Source organism: Undibacterium sp. FW305-107, from assembly GCF_058788535.1.
In genome coordinates this window covers 1-20,373 of record NZ_JBYTAV010000005.1, presented here as the reverse complement: position 1 = coordinate 20,373, position 20,373 = coordinate 1, and the positions used below count along the sequence as shown (strand labels likewise).

Sequence of the window (20,373 nt, the reverse complement as noted above, 5' to 3'; positions counted from 1 at the left end):
AGAAAATCTGCAAATATGAAAATCAATCATGTATTGACCTGCGCCTTGGTAGTCACCAGTCTGACCGGTGTTTACAACAGCCAGGTGCAGGCAGCAGGCCATACCACTGTCAAAGCCAAAACTGTAAGCCTGGGTAACACATCGCTGAGCGGCAAGCAAATGGAAAAACTCGATCGCGGGGTCGTAGCCATCAATACCGGCAAGGCCAATTTCATCAGTTGGCGCTTGTTGGGAACCGATCCAGAAAATATCAGTTTCAATATTTATCGCGGACAGGAAAAATTAAACCGAGTACCCCAGCATGTAACCAATTACACCGATGACGCAGGTACACCTGCCAGCAGCTACACTATACGTCCGGTCATTGACGGTGCTGAATTGCTGGCAGATGCGCCCAAAAGCACATGGAGCAATTTATATAAAACCATACCTGTACAAAAACCGGCCGATGGCATTACCCCTGATGGATCAAGTTACAGCTATATGCTGAATGATGGTTCTGCAGCGGACCTCGACGGTGATGGCGAATATGAGCTCATCATCAAATGGCAACCGACTAATGCCAAGGATAATTCCCAGGCTGGCTACACCGGCAATACCTATGTGGATGCCTACAAGCTCGATGGTAAATTGTTGTGGCGCATCGATCTCGGCAAGAACATCCGTGCCGGTGCACATTACACCACCTTCCTCGCGTACGACTTCGATGGTGATGGCAAGGCAGAAGTCATGATGAAAACTGCGGATGGCACCATAGATGGCAAAGGCAAAGTCATCGGCAATGCAGCTGCTGACTATCGCAATAGCAAGGGATACATTTTATCCGGCCCTGAATACCTGACTGTATTCAATGGCATGACCGGTGCCGCCATGGCCAGCACCAACTATATCCCGGCACGTGGCGATGTTGCTGCCTGGGGTGATGCATATGGCAACCGGGTAGATCGCTTTCTTGGCACGGTGGCATTTCTGGATGGAGAACGTCCCAGCGCTGTATTTTCGCGCGGCTATTACACACGCGCCGTCATTGCAGCCTGGGATTGGCGCGACGGCAAACTCACCAGCCGTTGGACATTTGACAGCGATATCGAAGGCAGTCCGGTCAATGACCAGGGCGCACACTGGATGTCGGTCGCTGATGTGGACGGCGATGGCAAAGACGACCTCATCTATGGCGCTGCCACGGTAGGCAGCAACGGCAAGATGCTGTACAGCACGGGCCTGTGCCACGGTGATGCCCTGCATGTAGGCAAGCTTGATCCCAATCGCCCGGGACAACAAATTTACATGGTGCATGAAACACCAAGTTGTTATGGCCCGCATGGTCTGGAAATGCATGATGCTGCTACCGGAAAAATACTCTGGAGCATAGATGGCAAAGGTGCCGATGTTGGCCGAGGCGTCTGCATGGACATAGATCCTGCTTATTCCGGTGAAGAATGCTGGGGATCAGTCGGTGGGCTGATGAGCGCCGCAGGTGTGGAAATTTCACCCCAGCATCCACGCCGCGTCAACTTCGCAGTCTGGTGGGATGGTGATCTCTTGCGTGAATCACTGGACGGCACCCTCATAGAAAAATGGAATCCAAAAGCCTTCGCCTTCGAGAGATTGCTGAATGGTGCGACTTACAATGCTGCATCCAATAATGGCACCAAATCTACACCTGTACTGTCAGCAGACTTGTTCGGTGACTGGCGCGAAGAAGTTGTCTGGCGCAATAGTGACAGCACTGCCCTGTTGGTATTCAGTACCACCATACCGACAGCGCATCGTATCACCAGCCTGATGCACAATCCGCAATACAGGATGCAAGTGGCGGGACAAAATGCCGGTTACAACCAGCCCCCTCACCCAAGTTTTTACTTGGGTGATGGTATGACCGTGACCAAGCCAGAGCCCATTTACACACCTTGATACGCCCTGATTTTCAATGCGCGATTAAGCAACAAGCACAGCTATCTCCAGACCTATAAAGCAACGGATAATGTTTAAATTAACGCGTCGCAGTTTCATCAAGACAACGGCAGCTACCGCATTTGCCAGCCAAATACCATCCATACAAGCACAGAATCTGTCTGCGGACAATATGGGTACCACAGGTGCTACAGTAAAAGCAGATGAGTTCATACGTCTGAATTGGCTGGAAGCCAAAGCCCCACAGATATTGACAGGTACGACAGTAGGCGTACCTTGGCCACGCGGCAAGATCACCAAGAGCCAACAATTTCAATTGATCAATCAGGACGGCAAAGACCTGCCTGCCCAAAGCTGGCCCTTGGCATACTGGCCCGATGGCACTTTGAAATGGACTGCACATGCAGTCGCTGCTGGCGTCAGCCTGGGCTCTGAATTGCAGGTTAAGCCTGTAGCAAAAACTAACCTGCCATCTGAAAAGATTGTCAGCGTCAAACAAAGCAAAGATAGGTATTTGATAGATACCGGCCTGATGGTGTGCGAAGTGGCCACTCATGGGGCACAGTTTATCCGCAGCGTGCAGCGTGATGGAAAAGACATCATGCGCAACGGCCACCTGGTCGTCATCAACGATGATCAGCCAGATGGCGAAAACGGTACCACCCGTCAGCACAATTACCTCAGCAATATCAGCCAGGTCAGTCTAGAGCAAGATGGCCCGGTACGTGCAGTACTGAAGGTGGAAGGCATGCACAAGGATGCCAAACGGGCCTGGTTGCCATTCGTACTCAGGCTGTATTTCTATGCAGGCGCGGATACCATACGCATCATGCACAGCTTTGTTTATGATGGTGATGAACAGCGCGATTTCTTGCGCGGAATAGGTTTACGCTTCGATGTCGCCATGCGTGACGCGCTGTATGACAGGCATGTGCGCTTTGCCGGTGAGAACACAGGTTTGTGGGCAGAAGGTGTGCGTAATATGACCGGCCTACGCCGTGACCCTGGCCCCGCAGTACGGAATGCCCAACTGGCAGGTCTCGCCTGTCCGCCATTGACACAATTTCCCGACGTGATACAGCGCCTGATCCATCTGGTGCCGGCATGGGGTGACTACACCCTGTCACAACAATCAGCAGACGGCTTCAAGATACGCAAACGCACTAAATCCGGTTACGGCTGGGTGGAAGCAGCCTGGGGACACAGATCACCCGGTACCGGCTATATAGGCGGGGTCAGTGGCGGCGTCGCTTTTGGCTTGCGTGATTTCTGGCAACGTCATCCCACCCAGTTGGATATCCGTCAGGCCCATACCGATACCGCCCAGGTCACCGTCTGGATGTGGTCACCTGATGCCCCGGCCATGGATCTGCGTTTTTATCATGATGGCATGGGTATGGAAACCCATGATCAGGAACGCGAAGGCCTGGAAATCACCTACGAAGATTATGAAAAAGGATTTGGCAGCCCTATGGGTGTGGCCCGCAGCAGCGAAATCACTTTATGGGTATGCGCCGCCACTCCTTCAAGGGAAAAACTGGTGCAGTTTGCCAATGCCATACAGACACCGCCGCAACTGATGGCGAAGCCCAGCCATATCCTGGCGACTGGCGTCTTCGGAGGGCTATGGAGCCTTCCTGATCGCTCGCATCCCGTAAAAGCAGCGCTTGAAGATCAGCTTGATTTCCGCTTCAATTTTTATAAGGAACAGGTAGAGCAACGCCACTGGTATGGCTTCTGGGATTACGGTGACATCCGCCATACCTATGATCTGGACCGGCATGAGTGGCGTTATGACGTGGGTGGTTTTGCATGGGATAATTCCGAACTCTCCCCTGATCTATGGCTCTGGTATTCCTTTCTACGCACCGGGCGGGCAGACATCTTCCGTTTTGCCGAAGCCATGGTAAGGCATACCAGTGAAGTTGATACCCATCACCTGGGCCAGTTTGCCGGTCTGGGTTCACGCCATAATGTCCAGCACTGGGGCTGCAGTGCAAAGCAGTTGCGCATCAGTGCCGCCGTCTATCGCCGCTTTTATTATTACCTGACGGCAGATGAGCGTATAGGTGACATCATGCATTCACTGATAGACGCTGACAAAAAACTGGAAACCACCGATCCTGCACGCAAACTCAAACCTAAAGAAGATATCAACAAGATCAAGGCACATGCTGGTTTCGGCACGGACTGGGGCTCGCTCGCCGGTAACTGGCTGACCGAATGGGAGCGCAGCGGTGACATCAAATACCGCAACAAGATATTGACCGGCATGCGCGACATAGCTGGCATGCCCCATGGTTTTTTCAATGGCAACAGCTTTGCCTATGACGCTGACACCAGCCATCTGATTAACGTCTTTGGCAACCGCGCATCTGCCAGCCATTTGAATGCTGTCTTTGGTGCGGTAGAAATCTTTGCCGAACTGGTGACCCTGACTGACGAACCCGGGTTTGTACGAGCATGGCTGCAGTATTGCGAGCTCTTTAATGCAGGCAAACAGGTGCAGATCAATGCACTGGGCATGCCGCACGGTGCTGGCAATGCCCTGCGTAACGGTCACTCCAGGCTCACTGCCTACGTTGCCTGGAAAAACAAAAATCCGGCATTGGCACAACGCGCCTGGCGCGAGTTTTTTGGCAACCGTGGTGTACCTCCATTGCTGAAGACAGTACATGTGCAGGGTGTTAATAGTTTGAATCCGGTCGATGAAGTGCCCTGGATCAGTACCAATGACACGGCACAATGGGGTTTGGCAGCAATACAAAACCTGGCGCTAATCGGTGAGTATATTCCTTCGATCGCAGACCTAAAAAAAATGGATGCTACCGACAACGACTGAACAAATGGAAAAACTATCTTTTGACAACAAACTGATACAAAGCAAGTTGAACCACGCAAGCATTTTTACGTCATAGTGTTGGCAATTTCATCCAATGGTATTTAACTAAACCTAAATCATGACTACACGTAGTAAAAAAAGATGCGCTTCAACTGTAACGCAATTTATCCGTCATGGTGGCAAGACAAACCAAAACCTGGTACTTGGTGTGTTAATCACCAAGATTTTGTGTATGGGACACAGTGCTTACGCGCAGCCTCCGGCAAAACCAGTTGTACCTGCAATACCAACTACACCTGCTACTCCCGCTGTCAACGTACCCAATGCTACGGTCCCAGCAAAAACTGGGGACAACAAACCAGAAGAAGTTGACAGCAAGACGAGTGCCGTCAATAAAACGGAAATCAAACCCGCAACACCAGAACAAGCTGCTCCCGGCAATGCTGATATTCCATCTGTTACGGTGCAGGCAGAACGCCCTAGCAATCGCATAGACCGCCAGGTTTATGACGTTAAATCAGATGTTGCCAGCACTAACGGAACAGCAGCAGATGCACTCAATAATGTCCCTTCAGTAGCGGTCGATCCCGATGGCACGGTCAGTTTGCGAGGCAGTACAAAAGTACAAATTCTGATTGACGGCAAGCCATCTGCCATGATGCAGGGTGACAACCGTGGTGCTGCGTTGAATGCCATGCCTTCACATGATATAGAGTCGGTAGAGGTCATAAACAATCCTGGCGCGCAATTCGGTAATGAAGGTGGTGGCGGGCCTATCATCAATCTGGTAATGCGTCGCAATCGTCAACCAGGTGGCTTTGGCGTTATCAATGCCAACGCCGGATCTGCAGGTCGCTTTAACACTGCATTATCCGGTAGTTATCATGAGGGTCCATTTGGCATACAGGGTGGTGTCAACTTCCGTCACGATGGCAGAAATTCAGTGGGTGAAGCAGTTCGCGACCGCACAGATGGCTTCACTGGCATTAGCCAACACAGTACCCAGTCATCCAACTCTGCAGGGCTGAATGATTCATCTGGCATCAACGCGGCAGTCACTTATAACCTTGGCACCAAAGATACCCTGGGTGCCAACTTTTCTTATGCCAGGCGCAGCAATGATCAAAAATCGACCGATCATTACCTCACACTTGATCAAAACAATAATCCTTATAGTGACTATGTACGTTCTACCCTGCGCAGTGGAGAAAGCACCAACTATAGCTGGGGTGGGCGCTATGACCATAAGGGCGATATCAATGGCGAACTGATGCGCCTGGATTTGCGTGTTTCAGCGTCTGGCAATGCCAGCGAAAATAACTATTCGAATGTGTATGCCATTAACCCTGGTTTCTTCAACGACATACACAGCAAGCAAAATAACGTCAACAACATCAAAATCGTCGATTTTACCGGTGACTATGAGCGCCCAGATGATCGGGGAATTTTGAAGATGGGCTATAAAATAGCCAATAACAAAAGCGATTTCGATACAGGATATTTTAATGTTGATCCCGCCAGCGGCATAGCAACGATTAATCCATTGCGCACCAATCGCTATAATCTGGATGAAGCAAACATTGCACTATATGGCTCCTATCAGTTACGCCTGAATGAAAAATGGGGTGTACTGGCTGGGTTGAGAACTGAATACACGCATATCGATATTCAGCAATTGACTGCGCAAATTGGAGCAACCAATCACTATATTAATTATATTCCCAGTTTCTTTGTCAGCTACAAAGCCAGCGACGACGCCACCATACGTTTTAGCTATGCCCATCGCATACGTCGCGCCAATGCGAATGAGTTGAATCCTTTTGTTGTGTACCGCGATGAATTGAATGTATCGAGCGGCAATCCCAAGTTAAAGCCGACCCAGACGGACTCTTTTGAACTTGCTTACGAAACACGGGCGATGGGCTTGGACATGAATATCAGAGGATACTATCGCAAAGAAAGTGACAGCATACTGTATCGCCGCACTTTCATTACTGACACGGTATTACTGACTACATTGGACAATGGCGGTGGCAATCATTCCAGCGGTATAGAATTCACGCTCAGTGGCAAGGTGACACCCAAGTTCTCTATCAATACCAGCGGTAATCTTTTATTCACAGAACAAAAAATCCTGACCACATCTGGCCAGGAGATACAGCGTTCAGCATCTTCACTGAGCTTGCGCGGGCGCTTCAATTATCAGCTTAGTGATCAAGACCATCTGCAATTGAGTTTGAATACGCAGGGAAAAACCCTGTCAGGAGAAGGATACCGTCAACCCAATTCGACAGCTAATTTCAGTCTGCGCCACAACATTACACAAAATCTGAATCTGGTTTTGAATGTCACTGACATCTTCAACTCCAACAAAACAGAAACGATAGTCGATACGGATACGCTAAAGGAGCGCAACACCAGACGGTATGATGGCCGCCTGATCTATGTTGGCCTCTCGTATCGGTTTGGTGGCTTTACTCCGGCTGGATCTGGCAATAATCGCCCTGAAATGCGCCGCCCGTCAGGCTAAAAACCAAATTCATTCGCATTGAAGTGGCCTGCTGATAGCAATCAGCAGGCCACTTGCATTTCATACCGTTAATCATAGGCTTGATTGTTTTTCAAGATGCTGCACTTTGCTACGTGGCCCCCCTAAAATACCTTGATAATTTGTTTGCTCATATTTAGTTCCTACGCACTCATTTACCACATTCACTTATGAAGATACTGTCTCTTTTAAACGCATTTATTTTTCTTAACGGCGCTGCATTTAGCTGCATGCTGTATGCGCAGACATATTCATTTGATTTCAATGTCAAACCAGCAGCTAAGTCCCAGGCTATAAAACCCGACACTATCTATACGGTCGATACTGGATATGGCTTTGAAAACGGCGCGCAAATCCTTAGCACCCGCACTGGCGTCAGCAGCACCAAACCTTTCCTGTTCTCGGTGGCAGTACCGGAAGGAAATTACCGTGTAAAAGTCACACTGGGTGATGCTGATAGCGTATCCGAAACCACGGTGAAGGCCGAGACACGCCGTCTGATGCTGGAGAAAGTGGTTACTCAAAAAGGTGAGCGAGTTGACAGAAGCTTTGTTGTTAATGTCCGTCGTCCAGCCATTGCAGGTGGTGGTGAAGTAAAACTAAAGCCGCGTGAAACAGCAGAAGAACAATTTACCTGGGATGAGAAGCTGACACTGGAATTCAACGGCACTCACCCCAGCCTTGAAGCAATCGAGATAGAACGTATCGACAACATCCCTACTCTTTATTTGCTGGGGGACTCCACCGTCACCGATCAACCCGGCGAACCCTATGCCAGTTGGGGTCAGATGTTGCCACGCTTTTTTTCATCCGATATCAGTGTCGCCAATTATGCGCAATCTGGCGAATCCCTGACCTCGTCCAGAGCAGCACGCCGACTGGACAAAGTACTCAGTCTGGTCAAGCCTAACGATTATGCGTTCATTCAATTTGGGCACAATGACATGAAGGCAATAGATGCAGCCACCTACAAAAACAATCTGAAAACCTATACAGCAGCACTGGCTGAAAAGCATGTGCAAGTGATTCTGGTCACGCAGGTGCAACGTCGTACGTTTGATGGGGAGATAATCACCAATTCACACAAGGGCTATCCGGATGCCGTACGCGAAGTAGCCAAAGAAGAAGGCTTGCCCCTGATCGATTTACACGCCATGAGCAAGGTTTTTTATGAAGCGCTGGGGCCAGAGAAATCATTACTTGCCTTCAAACCGGGCGATGGTACGCATCACAATGCCTATGGCGCTTACGAGCTGGCAAAGTGCGTAGTTGAGGGTGTACGCCAAGCCAAATTACCTCTGGCAAAATCCATTCTTTCTCAATCAGAGAGTTTCGATCCTGCAAAACCGGATGCTCCTGAATCGTTTTTTGTACCGGCCAGTCCTGCCAATGTCAGCACCAAGAAACCAGATGGCAGTTGAGTTCTTATTGATGCGCACCTTATAATCAGTTTGGCCAATTGTTATTATTGCACCGCTCACAGGACTTTTCATGATCATACACGACACAATTACTCTCTCCTGGCGCAAGGCCATACAAATCGCTCTCCTCCTGGCGGTTACCGGTATAGCCTCAGCACAGACTGCCAAGGAAGATGACAGACCTATCGTGGAAGAAAGCAAACAGGTGGCCAAACAGGCGATAGATCCAAAACTGCCCTCTTTCTTTATCGTTGGTGACTCCACAGCTCGCAGTGATGCCCCCATGCGTGGCTGGGCTGATGAGATTGCACCCTACTTTGACCTCAGCAAGATCAATGTCATCAATCGCGCCATAGGCGGCCGCAGTAGTCGCACCTATATCCAGGAAGGTCGCTGGGAAAAGGTATTGGGTGAAATGAAAGCCGGTGATTTTTTGCTTGTACAGTTTGGACACAATGATGTTGGCCCAGTGGATGCCAGAGGTAAATTCAGGGGTTCCTTGCGCAGTACCGGTGAAGATACCGAAATCATCAACAAACCAGATGGCAGTATTGAGATCGTACATAGCTATGGCTGGTATTTGAAGAAATATATACAAGATGCCAGGGCTAAAGGTATTTCCATCATCATCGCCACACCTGTTCCACACAAAGACTGGGTTAATGATTTCGCCGAGCATCGCAAACTGGCGAGCACTGTAGCAAACGAAACGCAGGTAGCCTTGATTGATGTCACAGCTATTACTGGTAAAACATATGAGGTCCTGGGTAAAGAAAAAGTCGATACCTTATTTAGCGATCAGCGCACCCATACCAACATTACTGGTGCGAGGATCAATGCAGAATCTGTCATTGCAGGCATCAAGGGTCTTTCAAGCAATGGTTTGAACAACTATCTTTCACTTAAGGCTGGTCTAATCTCACCGCAACCTGAGTGATTTTTTTGACGAATTTCTACCATCATTGATCGCCTCATGAAACGCTTACTTTTTTCTGCTCTTCTATTCACATCCCTTTGCAATGCGCAAGTAGGTTCGCTGCCAGTCAAGCAGCCAACTACTGTTGCAAGCGATCAGAATTACAGTCCGAAATTGGCTTATCAAGTCTACTTCAATGACTATATAACGCTCAGAAAGGATCGCCCGGCTGATCTTATTTTCATCGGGGACTCTATTACAGAGCAATGGCGCTGGGGAGCTGGCTCCCCCGTATGGAAAAAACATTTTGAAGAACGCGCTATCGACTTCGGACTAGGTTCGGACAGAACTCAACATACGATCTGGCGCCTTGAAAATATCGATCTGTCTGCCTTTGCGCCTCAGATCGCTATCATCCTTATTGGCACAAATAATGTACAAGATACGCCAGAAGAAATTGCTGATGGTGTAAAAGCCGTCATTGCGGCAACTCAAAAGAAATTCTCTGGGATCAAAATTGTCTTGTTAAGTATTTTACCTAATGCGCGAGCGACAGAAAAAATGGCAGCGACCAACACATTACTAGCACCGCTGGACGATCAAAAAAACATCTATTACCTTGATCTCGCTGCGCAACTTCCACCTCTGGGTGACAACTGGAAAGGTATGAGCAAGGACAAGCTGCATTTATCTATTGAAGGATACGAAATTTGGGCAAACGCCCTGGAACCTTTGCTTTCGACAATGATGAACCAAAAATAATATAGCCATTTTTGGCAAATTCAATTTTCATTTTTTTTTGACGCAGCACCGATAAACAAGCACTCTGTCTTTGTTTTAATTTTCCGCGTCCACATCTGCGTGGAAATTAAATATGTATCCTCAAATTGCAAGGAAAATAAATTCTTGCAGCAAATGTTTGGATCAAATCCGTATTGTTGCGATTCTTTTGCGCTAACATAATCCTTTCAAGGGTTTGAGCCAGAACATCCTCAGCCTCAAAAAATTTTCTGGTTTTTCTCTTTCAGCAACTGATCGATAACAGGAGTTATTCCATGAAGACTTTGATGACAAAGAAAAGCAGCGTGCCTTTTCTAAAAACAACGCTCATTACCTGCGGTTTATTAGCCGCCCCTCTGATTGCAACATCACAAACCAAACCCGCCGCCAGTGCACAAAGCAAAACCACCACTACAAAAACTGGAACACAAGTGGTTAAACCCCCGATTGCTTTTGCGTATATCGACTTGGCGACCAATGCCAGCGATATGCCTGGCGGCATGATGGGTGGCGCCATGCAGGGCGCGCAGTCTGGTGGATTTTTCGGTGCATTGGGCGGTATGACTCGTGGCGGCACAACTAACAATGACAGGGGAAACGTGTTCGGCAATACTCATTCCATGGGTTTTGTCAGCGGTAAATTTATGGATGTGTCAGTTTTCACAAACAAGAATACCTCGCTGACAGATGCCAACCAGATGATACCCGTTGGCATGAATCTGGGTGATAGCTTGAAGCTGGTAGCTCCCGCTCCAGAAAAGCCTGTGCAATACACCCAATCTGAAGAAACACCATCAGAGCCCAATTATGAAAAACCCAAAGGTAAGATTTCGATTTACTGGGGCTGTGGTGAAACTATAAGACCCGGCCAACCTCGCACACTCGATGCTTCCAAGGCGTCACCAGAGGACTATGCAAAATTCTTTGCCATGCGCGGCAAAGTCACCAAGGGCGCGCGTTCGCAGCCTGGCAACCCGGCATGGCCTAACAAGAACGATGATAGAAAAGTGCCGGATACAGCCTCACTGGTAGGACAACATCAGTTTGTTGGTAATGGCATACCTGAAAGTTTCAAACTCAATCTGGCGTCAAACAATGATTTGATGGCGGCGATTGAACTGGTACAAACCAAGAAGACCGGCGGCGTTGGCCTGGAATGGAAACCAGTGCCAAGTGCACGCGGCTATTTCATTAGCGTCATGGGTGGTCAGTCTGGTGGCGGTGATAATCCTGAAGTCGTGGTCTGGACATCCAGTGAATTACCAGACTTTGGTTTTGGTCTGGTAGATTATCAAGCGAATGCAGATGTTGATAAATGGCTTAATGAAAAAGTCGTCCTGCCTGCCAGCACGACCAAATGTGATGTCCCCAAGGGCATTTTTGGTGAACAAGGTGCTGGCATGCTGCGCATGATTGCGTATGGTTCAGACGCTTATTTTGCATATCCACCACGTCCAAGTGATCCCAAAATAGCCTGGGAACCTGACTGGCAAACTAAGCTGCGCATGAAGTCGACTTACAGCTCTATTCTGGGTGGCATGGGTGATATGGGCGGACGCAGGTCAAACAATGCATCGCAAGCAGAACAGCAGCAAAGACCTGAGCCAAAAGAAGAACCCAAGGTCAAGGCAACAGATGTCTTGAAAGGCTTGTTGGGATTTTGAACTACAGTGATATCAAGTGAAATAATTCACTGAAAACAGGCATGACGGGAGTATTGATTGCTCCCGTCTTTAACAACAAAATAGACGCATAATTTCTTGCCATTTGGAAACTATGTTTTCATTTTTTTGGAGATATGCAGAGCGTTATTTGTAAACTCCGCTGGCAAACATGACATCATCAACGATTTCGTTATACATGGATTTTTGCGTCATTTCCTTGGTCAAAGGGTGCGGCCATTTATAATTAACCCAACCTGCATTCTTGCCCTTCGCTGCCAATAATTGTTCTTTCATGATCATCACACCATCAGAATCTTTAAGATCAATGATATTCTTGCCTATCAGTTTCTTGTTAGCCCCATGTGCAACGACTGTACCCGTCAGATCATATGCGACGACGTACAGATCGCGTTCATTGAAAGGACCAGCAGTGTCGTTCACAGCTTCAAAGGTCTTGTCTTTGCCATTTGCCTTGTAATAGGCAATCACTTTTTTAACCATCGCCTTGGCCTGGTCGCTGCTGCTATTTTCGGCCGCATGCGTAAAACCTTGTAGCGACAAGGATAAAAATGCAAATAAGATCAGTGAAAAAAGTTTCCTCATGGTGCGTCTCCTTAAGAAATAAAATTTATTTTTGAGAACGTCGAAACTGTAGGTTTGAATATGCAATTATGGTATCAAGAAGATTTTCTGTTCCCTTAAAATGAATATGAGACACGAATAGCATCAGAAGCTCATATGGAAAATCAGTATATTGTTGGACAATAAGACTGTCCAGAACAGTCTCCACAAAATACAGCGTCAATTAACAGATAATTTTTACCCTATCTCCCGTTGCATAAGAAAGGGCTCGTTTCAAGACATTGCCTCCTGCATACTCCCTTGAAGAGTAAGCTCAATTTTGCAGGAATAGCATTTGTAGCGTATCAGTACCCTCTGACAATATCCACAGTCTGCGGTAATTCGCCACTATTCCGATAGCGCCGTATATTTTCAGCAACAATCAGCGAAGCGGTCGCTCTATCTGTTGGTGCCGCACAATGTGGCAATACTGACACATGCGGATGTTGCCAATGCCATTCTGATGTCGGTAATGGTTCCGTTTCAAATACATCAAGAACTGCATGCGAAACATGACCATTATCAAGGGCTGCATGCAAATCTTCGTCGTTGATGACAGCGCCGCGGGCAAAATTAATCACGGATGCGCCAAGCGGCAATTGTGTCAGCACCTTGGCATTGATAAGCCCCCTGGTATCAGGTGTCAAGGGCAACAGACAAACCAGGATACTGGTTTTCGCCAGCATAGCAGGCAATTCACTTTCACCAGTAAAACATTCAATGTCAGCAACAGATTTCTCACTACGGCTCCAGCCACAAACTGTAAACCCTGCCCTCACCAAACTTTGGGCTGCAGCTTCCCCCAAGGCTCCCAGGCCAAGCAGACTTACAGTCCTTTGCTGGGCAGGCGTATAAGTGCGTGGCAGCCATAGTCCTTGCGCCTGTTGTCTCGCATAAGCAGGTATTTCACGATGCAGGTACAGCGCCCATGTCAACACGGCTTCTGCCATGGTACTGGCAAGTTGCGGATCAATCAGGCGTACTATTTTCAATTTTGTATTACCCAAGTCGGCGACCAGGCGCTCCACCCCGGCCCAGACACTATGCACCCATTGCAGTTGTGGCAATTGCTTTAATTGTTCCGGATTGGGGTTGGCGACGATGGCGACTTTACAAGTAGCCTTATCCTCATCACTCATGACATCAAAATCGAGAATCTGCTCATCAGGCAAGGCTTTTTGCAGTGCATCTACCCAAGCTTGAGTATGAGAGTAACCAGGCGCAGCCAAGAATGGAATTACATTTGATGTCATTTTTCGTAAACACTTTCAAGATTGTTGAAACCTTTGATTTCTATAGGATTACCTGAGGGATCGAGAAAAAACATGGTTGCTTGCTCACCTGGCTGACCAGCAAAGCGTATCGCTGGTTCCATCACAAATGTCAGCTCATGACTGCGTAATCGCTCAGCCAATTTCTGCCAATCAGCCATCGTTAAAATCACGCCTAAATGAGGCATGGGCACCATATGATCCCCTACCCTACCAGTGTTAGTCGTGGCAAAGGGCGCACCCAAATGCAGGGAAATTTGGTGACCAAAGAAATCAAAGTCTACCCAGGTGGTAGTGCTACGCCCTTCACAACAACCCAGTATGCCCGCATAAAATTGCCTGGCCTGATCAAGATCGTGTACGTGATAGGCAAGGTGAAATAAGGCCTTCATACATTTGACTCCTTGTTGAATTATTGTTGCTCGCATAGCGATTCAGCAAGCTTGAAATGCTAGCGCCATTCATTCGAAAGAGATAGCATATTATTTTTATGAAGTTCAAAAGAATTTTTTATGGACACCCGGTATTTGCAAAGCCTGATCGCAACGATAGAGTATGGTTCGATCGCCGAAGCCGCAAGAGTTGAAAACCTGACTGCGGCCGCCATCAGCCAGAGAATTCAGGCTTTGGAAAGGGAACTGGGTTTTCCTTTATTATCGAGACACATGCATGCAGCAAGGCCGACTGAGGCCTGTTTGCATTTATTGCCACGGGCACGCAATATTGTGCGCGAAGTCAGTTTGTTGGCTGGTGATGCAGACACGGATGGTTTAACCGGCACGATAAAGATTGGTGCCATTTCTACCGCAATGACAGGCATGCTGCCCGCAGTACTGCGCCATTTGAACAGGCACGCCCCGAATCTGAAGCCAGGTATCGTGCCTGGTACATCCCGCTCCTTGTATCAGGCTGTACTGGATGAAGAGTTAGACGCAGCGATACTGGTTATTCCAGCGTTTGAATTGCCCAAAAGCCTGACGGCATACCGCATCAAGACAGAGAACCTTGTTTTGCTTTCCAGGTATGTGCCACAGGGTGATATTAAATCTACACTGCAATCAAAACCGTATCTGCGCTATGACCCGATGGCATGGGGTGGGCGTTATGCTGAAAAGTACCTTAAAGACCAGGGTTTGAAGCTGCAAGCCATGTGCGACCTTGATGCACTTGAAACCATCGCTATGCTCGTGGCAGATGATGTAGGCGTTAGCTTGATACCGCATTGGTCAGGTCTTGAGCAACTGGCCAGGCATTGTGCATTAACCAGCATACCTGATCCGGCATATGCACGCGAATTGGTATTACTCAGAAAAACCTTACATTCACGGCCTGCGATGTTGGACCTGTTAACTCAATCATTGAAGATCAAGTCCCGATCTGACCGGCTCTAATTTCATCTGATCAATAGCCGAGTTCATTTTTGCTATTTTGAGCGGATTTGAGTAAGCGCATCAGCCATTTGATTTTTGTGTCGAGGAACCCAACATACCTGCAATTGCTCAAAAGCTGAGGCCAATTGTTGTGCCCGCTGTCGATATTGCTGCATACGCGCCAAGTCACTAGCCTTGATCTGATTAAAGTCATTGATGACGACCTGGCTATCTCCACGCACAAGCAAGTTCACAATCTGGAGTTGTTGCGCCTGACGCAATACCAAAATCAAACCACTATATTCTGCATCGCAGCTGTCACCATATTCCATATGACCTACGTATTCAAAATTTTGGCCATCCGGGGCTTTAAATATGCAAGCAATCTGACACTTTCCAGGATTGGGGACAGCCGAGCCATCGAACCAGGCTTGCCACGTATTTAAGGGCAAAGCGGTAAGTTGCTGAATTTTTCTGTCCCTCTTCTTTTCTGCTTTCTTTGCCAATCTATGAGCTGCACCTGTCGCTTTTACTGCATCGCGCTGTAATGCAAGTTCTGCGATGTCCTGCAAACCTGCATTCTGTGCTGCTTGTTCCAGCAGATTAAAAAGCGCCTGCACTGGTTGCAGTTTTTCCTGCCTTGCCAATTGGCGGCTAAGTGCATGCTCTTTGCGTGTGGCAATCTTGATCAGTTGTTGATGTGTAAAATTGAAATACATACAGCTTTGTAATTTGGATTTAATAGATGTCCTGATATGACCGATATCGGTCGCGATCTACACTGGCATGTAACATTAAAACTGATATTCTTCTTGATATTCACCCACAACAGAAAGGAAATGTATCATGCTTGAACTCAGACCAAATTGCGAGCGTTGTGACTGCGATTTGCCAGCAGATTCTGACAAAGCCCGCATCTGCACTTTTGAATGCACGTTCTGTAGCAATTGCGTTGAAGGCCCGTTGCAAGGCGTGTGTCCGAATTGTGGTGGAAATTTTGTCCCCAGGCCTATCAGACCTCAAAATAAGTTGCTTAACAATCCTGCGTCGAACAAACGCGTACATGCAAAAACAAATTAACGTCAATTGACTAATCCATGTCCAAATCTGTCCTTAGCACACACCATATACTGATCGCTGCCATTGTCATTTTGCTGTGGGGGATGAATTTTGTGGTGATAAAAATAGGCTTGAAAGGCATCCCCCCCTTCCTGATGGGAGCGCTGCGCTTTATGTTGGTGGCATTCCCGGCAATTTTCTTTTTGCCACGCCCAAAAGTGCCTTTCAAATTATTATTGGCGTATGCCATGTTTATCAGCCTTGGACAATTTGCTTTTCTGTTTACAGCGATGGCAGTTGGTATGCCGGCCGGTTTAGCATCGCTGGTTTTGCAAGCTCAGGCTTTCTTTACCGTCGGTTTATCTGCTATGGTGTTTGGCGATAAGCTGCGCACCAGTAATTTACTTGGCATGCTGGTAGCTAGCGTTGGTCTGATATTATTGGGCAGCGCAAGTATTGCCAGCTCAGCCAGTCAAGTGACCTTGGCAGGTTTTATGCTGACTTTATGCGCAGCATTTTCATGGGCGAGTGGTAATGTCATCAATAAAAAGATAGGTGTGACGAATGTGTTGAGCCTGGTGTCATGGAGCGCTTTGGTGCCTATACTGCCATTTCTTTTGCTCTCTTATCTTTTTGAAGGTGGCAATGTCATTCTGCATAGCTTGAGCAATATGAGTTTGTCATCTGGCCTGACTATTGTTTATCTGGCAGTCGCAGCAACTCTGATAGGTTATACCTTGTGGGGAAAACTACTGTCCAGCTTACCCACCCATCTGGTTGCACCGTTGACACTGATAGTGCCAGTGGTTGGCTTGACAGCAGCATGGTTGATGCTTGATGAGAAACTGAGTCAAATCCAGCTATTAGGTGCAGTTACTGTAATGGCGGGCTTACTCATTAATGTATTCGGGTCAAAACTGGCTCACAATTTACGCAATATATTCGCCTGACTGACCATGCCCCGCATTCAGCCAATTTATTTTCTATTGTTATCAGACACTCTGCTCCTGGATATCGCCGGGCCAGCAGATGCGCTCTTGTTCGCTAATCGCTATCAGGATGCAGTGCGTTTTGAGATGCACTTTATCAGCCCCAAGCAGAGCGTCAACTCTTCTGTTGGCTTGCAACTAGGACCATTGCAAGCTTTGCCGGAACAACTTGCTGAAAATACCATCCTGATCTTGCCCGGACTGATTGGTGGCAATGAAGTCTATGCGCTGCCAGACGCACAAATTGCCATCACATGGCTGTCACAACATGTGCACTCCGATCACAGGGTGGTGTGCATTTGTTCTGGTGCCTTACTGGCAGCTCACGCTGGCTTATTAAGTGGCCATAAGGCAACCACACATCATAATCATTGTCATGAATTAGCTGAAATAGATAGCTCTATCAGGATAGAAGAAAACCGCATCTTCGTTGAAGACGGTCGTATCAGTACCAGTGCCGGCGTTACTGCAGGCATAGACCTGGCGCTGCACCTGGTTAGCGAACTAGCCGGCCCGTTGGCAGCGAGTGCGGTAGCACGCAATCTGGTGGTGTACATGCGTCGCTCGGGCAATGACCCACAATTATCGCCGTGGCTAAAATGTCGTAACCATTTGCATCCCATCGTTCACAAAATACAGGATGCCATGGTCAAAGATCCTGCTTATCCCTGGAACTTGACTGAACTGGCAAATATTGCCTGTAGCAGCACACGCCATGTCACACGGCTCTTCAAGTTACATGCAGAAGTTTCAATACAAACCTATCTGACTTCACTCCGTTTATCGCTGGCGAGTAAATTCCTGGCTAATACTGATTGGTCAATAGAACGTATTGCTGAAGCAGCCGGTTTTGGCTCAGCAAGACAATTCAGACGTATTTGGCACATGCATTTTTCTGCCCCACCTTCAGCCGGACAATTCAGATAGCACGTCAGGCTCAAATGGCATTTAATAAAAACAGATAAGCCCGACACTTTACAGTGACGGGCTTGTCTGTTCTTATCGTGCTGTGAAGGGATCTTACCCCGGCCTTGTTACCGATCTATATCGGCTTAATTTTAAAACAATTGCAAGTCACATTGCAAAAAACCCACCGCTTTCCAGAGGTGGGTTTTTTATTTTTACACAACAGGGAGGATATTCTCTCCCTGCTGCATGGGTAGCAAGCTACCCATTTTCCTGCATAGCTTACTGAATTAAGCGATGAAGTCGCCGGCAACGATAGAACCTGCGCCAGTGATTTTAACGATAAAGTCAGTTGCATCAACAGTACCTACCGTGCCACCGATGTTTTGGAAGGCATAAGTACCAGCTGCTGTACCTGCAGTTACAGTGATGACGTAAGCCTGGGTGTTAGCTGCCAGAGTCGCGCCAGCTGCAGTTGCTGCTGTAGCGATGGCTGCTGCCAGAGTTGCTGTATCAGCAGAAGCGATAGACAACAAGTTCAATGTTGTTGCTGCAGTGCCAGTTTTGAACACGTCAGCGCCAGCAACTTTGAAGTTTGCCACTGTATCGATATTGCCCAGAACAGAACCAGTAGTGATAGTTTCAGCACCAGTTGCAGTTGCAGACAGATTGATCGTATCAGCACCTGTACCGCCTGTGACTGTTACTGCTGTCGCAGCTGTACCCAACAGATTAACTGTTTGGCCGCCTGTACCCAGAACAACTACGTCGCCAGTTGCGCCTTTGGAGTAGTTCAGAACAACACCAGCACCGTTTTCATTGGTGAAAGTGTAGCCAGTTGCTGCAGAGCCAGTGACGTTCAGTGTTTCAACGCCAGTAACCAGAGCAGAGATGTTCAAGTTAGCACCGATAGCACCGATGTTCAGAACGTCTGCACCCAAGCCGCCGTCCAGCGTTGTTGCGCCGGCGATTTGTGTTGCTGTGTAGTTGAATGTATCTGCACCTGTACCACCAACAACGCTCACTGTGTTAGTACCAGCAGTGAAAGTGTTAGTACCGTTAGCCAGTGTGAAGCGTTCGATCGCAGCGTTAGCAACGATAGTACCGGCTGTAGTCAGAGCGATAGTTTCTGTATTGCCTGCAGTTACAGTGCCTGTGAAGCCATTGTATTGCGCTGCAGTCATGGTGTACACACCAGTCGCTGCCAATGTCAAGTTTTCAAAGCCGGAGATGTTGGAACCAGCGATGTTAGCACCAGCTGCCAATGTCAACGTATCTGTACCTGCGCCTGCACTGAAAGTACCAGCGTAAGTGAAATTACCCAATGTCAGGTTGTTAGTACCTGTACCCAGATTCACATTACCAGCTGCGAAGGAAGCACCAGCACCTGTTACGTCCACACTGTCATTACCTGTGCCGCCATTCACTGTAGTAATACCAGTGGTAGTTGCACCGAAAGTGATAGTGTTAGTTGCGTTAGCCAGATTCAGAGTCTTGATGTTGGTGATAGTACCGCCTGTTGTACCGTTACCGATAGCAACAGTAGCTGCATCACCCAGAGTGATGATATCTGTGTCAGCAGCATTACCGTTGACAGTTGTACCACTCAAAGTTGCAGTCAAGCCTGTGAAGTTGTCGTTCACGTTCAATGTGCTGTTGAATGTGCCGCCAGCTGTCAATGCTGTTGGAGTCAATGCTGTACCACCGCCGTTGACTGGGTTAGTACCAACAACACCTGTTGTTACTGTTGCGCCGCCAGATACTGTCACTGCATTGGATGTTGTCGTGTTGTTCACGCCGCCGCCAGTTGCATTGGAAGAAGACGTTGTGTCAATCACCAAAGTGCCGCTAGTAACAGAGATCAAGGACAGATCGATGTTGTTTACACCAGCGATGTCATCAACGATAGTCAGTTGATGTGGCACATTGCCTGTGAAAGTGATCACTGGTGTGCTCAGGGACAGAGCAGCACGGGCAGCGACCAGAGCAGCATACTGGGAAGCAGTAATCACAACCGCAGAGTTCGCAGTGATGTTTTCGATGTTGGACAGTTGTGCACCGGCCAGGTTGAT

The 20,373-nt window shown here is 48.1% G+C and carries 16 protein-coding genes; 11 read left to right on the top strand and 5 right to left on the bottom strand.

The genetic code is table 11. From position 1 onward, the window contains the following. The first annotated feature begins 15 nt into the window (after nt 1-15). From AC3WQT_RS12120 to AC3WQT_RS12090, 7 genes are all read left to right on the top strand, one after another. Complete coding sequence (locus AC3WQT_RS12120) at nt 16-1,914, top strand: rhamnogalacturonan lyase (protein WP_492704186.1); 1,899 nt, start codon at nt 16-18, stop codon at nt 1,912-1,914. 70 nt (nt 1,915-1,984) lie between these two features. Next, nucleotides 1,985-4,756: an exo-rhamnogalacturonan lyase family protein gene (locus AC3WQT_RS12115; RefSeq protein ID WP_492704184.1), complete on the top strand. Its 2,772-nt coding sequence runs from the start codon at nt 1,985-1,987 to the stop codon at nt 4,754-4,756. A gap of 232 nt (nt 4,757-4,988) precedes the next feature. After that, nucleotides 4,989-7,286: a TonB-dependent receptor domain-containing protein gene (locus tag AC3WQT_RS12110; RefSeq protein ID WP_492704183.1), complete on the top strand. Its 2,298-nt coding sequence runs from the start codon at nt 4,989-4,991 to the stop codon at nt 7,284-7,286. 248 nt (nt 7,287-7,534) lie between these two features. Further along, nucleotides 7,535-8,725 (top strand): rhamnogalacturonan acetylesterase, encoded by a 1,191-nt coding sequence (locus tag AC3WQT_RS12105; RefSeq protein WP_492704181.1) that lies wholly within the window; start codon nt 7,535-7,537, stop codon nt 8,723-8,725. Nucleotides 8,726-8,795: 70 nt separating this feature from the next. Then, entirely contained in the window at nt 8,796-9,662 is an 867-nt protein-coding gene (locus AC3WQT_RS12100) for a rhamnogalacturonan acetylesterase (protein ID WP_492704180.1), read from the top strand. 36 nt (nt 9,663-9,698) lie between these two features. After that, on the top strand, nt 9,699-10,403 hold the full coding sequence (locus tag AC3WQT_RS12095; protein ID WP_492704178.1) for a GDSL-type esterase/lipase family protein: 705 nt from the start codon (nt 9,699-9,701) through the stop codon (nt 10,401-10,403). 293 nt (nt 10,404-10,696) lie between these two features. Then, nucleotides 10,697-12,085: a hypothetical protein gene (locus tag AC3WQT_RS12090; RefSeq protein WP_492704176.1), complete on the top strand. Its 1,389-nt coding sequence runs from the start codon at nt 10,697-10,699 to the stop codon at nt 12,083-12,085. Between the two features lie 144 nt (nt 12,086-12,229). On the opposite strand, the gene AC3WQT_RS12085 is transcribed toward AC3WQT_RS12090, so the two are convergent. The 3 genes from AC3WQT_RS12085 to AC3WQT_RS12075 form a co-directional block, all read right to left on the bottom strand. Further along, nucleotides 12,230-12,688: a cache domain-containing protein gene (locus tag AC3WQT_RS12085; protein WP_492704174.1), complete on the bottom strand. Its 459-nt coding sequence runs from the start codon at nt 12,686-12,688 to the stop codon at nt 12,230-12,232. 323 nt (nt 12,689-13,011) lie between these two features. Next, on the bottom strand, nt 13,012-13,959 hold the full coding sequence (locus AC3WQT_RS12080) for a 2-hydroxyacid dehydrogenase (RefSeq protein ID WP_492704173.1): 948 nt from the start codon (nt 13,957-13,959) through the stop codon (nt 13,012-13,014). Continuing rightward, a complete protein-coding gene (locus AC3WQT_RS12075) occupies nt 13,956-14,369 on the bottom strand; it encodes a VOC family protein (RefSeq protein WP_492704171.1) in 414 nt (137 codons plus the stop codon). The genes AC3WQT_RS12080 and AC3WQT_RS12075 overlap by 4 nt, the downstream gene beginning before the upstream one ends. 120 nt (nt 14,370-14,489) lie before the next feature. Here AC3WQT_RS12075 and AC3WQT_RS12070 point away from each other — a divergent pair, with 120 nt between their 5' ends. Then, nucleotides 14,490-15,368 (top strand): LysR family transcriptional regulator, encoded by an 879-nt coding sequence (locus AC3WQT_RS12070; RefSeq protein WP_492704169.1) that lies wholly within the window; start codon nt 14,490-14,492, stop codon nt 15,366-15,368. Between the two features lie 32 nt (nt 15,369-15,400). Here AC3WQT_RS12070 and AC3WQT_RS12065 read toward each other — a convergent pair whose 3' ends face one another. Next, nucleotides 15,401-16,066: a ribonuclease HI family protein gene (locus tag AC3WQT_RS12065; RefSeq protein ID WP_492704167.1), complete on the bottom strand. Its 666-nt coding sequence runs from the start codon at nt 16,064-16,066 to the stop codon at nt 15,401-15,403. A gap of 127 nt (nt 16,067-16,193) precedes the next feature. Between AC3WQT_RS12065 and AC3WQT_RS12060 the strand changes: the two genes are divergently transcribed. Genes AC3WQT_RS12060 through AC3WQT_RS12050 form a run of 3 tightly spaced genes read left to right on the top strand, consistent with a single transcriptional unit; the run spans nt 16,194 to nt 18,322 of the window. Further along, complete coding sequence (locus AC3WQT_RS12060) at nt 16,194-16,427, top strand: DUF1272 domain-containing protein (RefSeq protein ID WP_492704165.1); 234 nt, start codon at nt 16,194-16,196, stop codon at nt 16,425-16,427. Nucleotides 16,428-16,444: 17 nt separating this feature from the next. Further along, nucleotides 16,445-17,356, top strand: coding sequence for an EamA family transporter (locus AC3WQT_RS12055; protein WP_492704163.1), 912 nt, complete (start codon nt 16,445-16,447; stop codon nt 17,354-17,356). 6 nt (nt 17,357-17,362) lie between these two features. Beyond that, the gene (locus tag AC3WQT_RS12050; protein ID WP_492704162.1) at nt 17,363-18,322 is read left to right on the top strand and encodes a GlxA family transcriptional regulator; all 960 of its coding nucleotides are present in this window, start codon (nt 17,363-17,365) and stop codon (nt 18,320-18,322) included. A gap of 269 nt (nt 18,323-18,591) precedes the next feature. Here the strand turns inward: AC3WQT_RS12050 and AC3WQT_RS12045 are convergent. Next, nucleotides 18,592-20,373 (bottom strand): beta strand repeat-containing protein (locus AC3WQT_RS12045; RefSeq protein WP_492704161.1); only part of this gene is annotated, 1,782 nt, incomplete at its 5' end.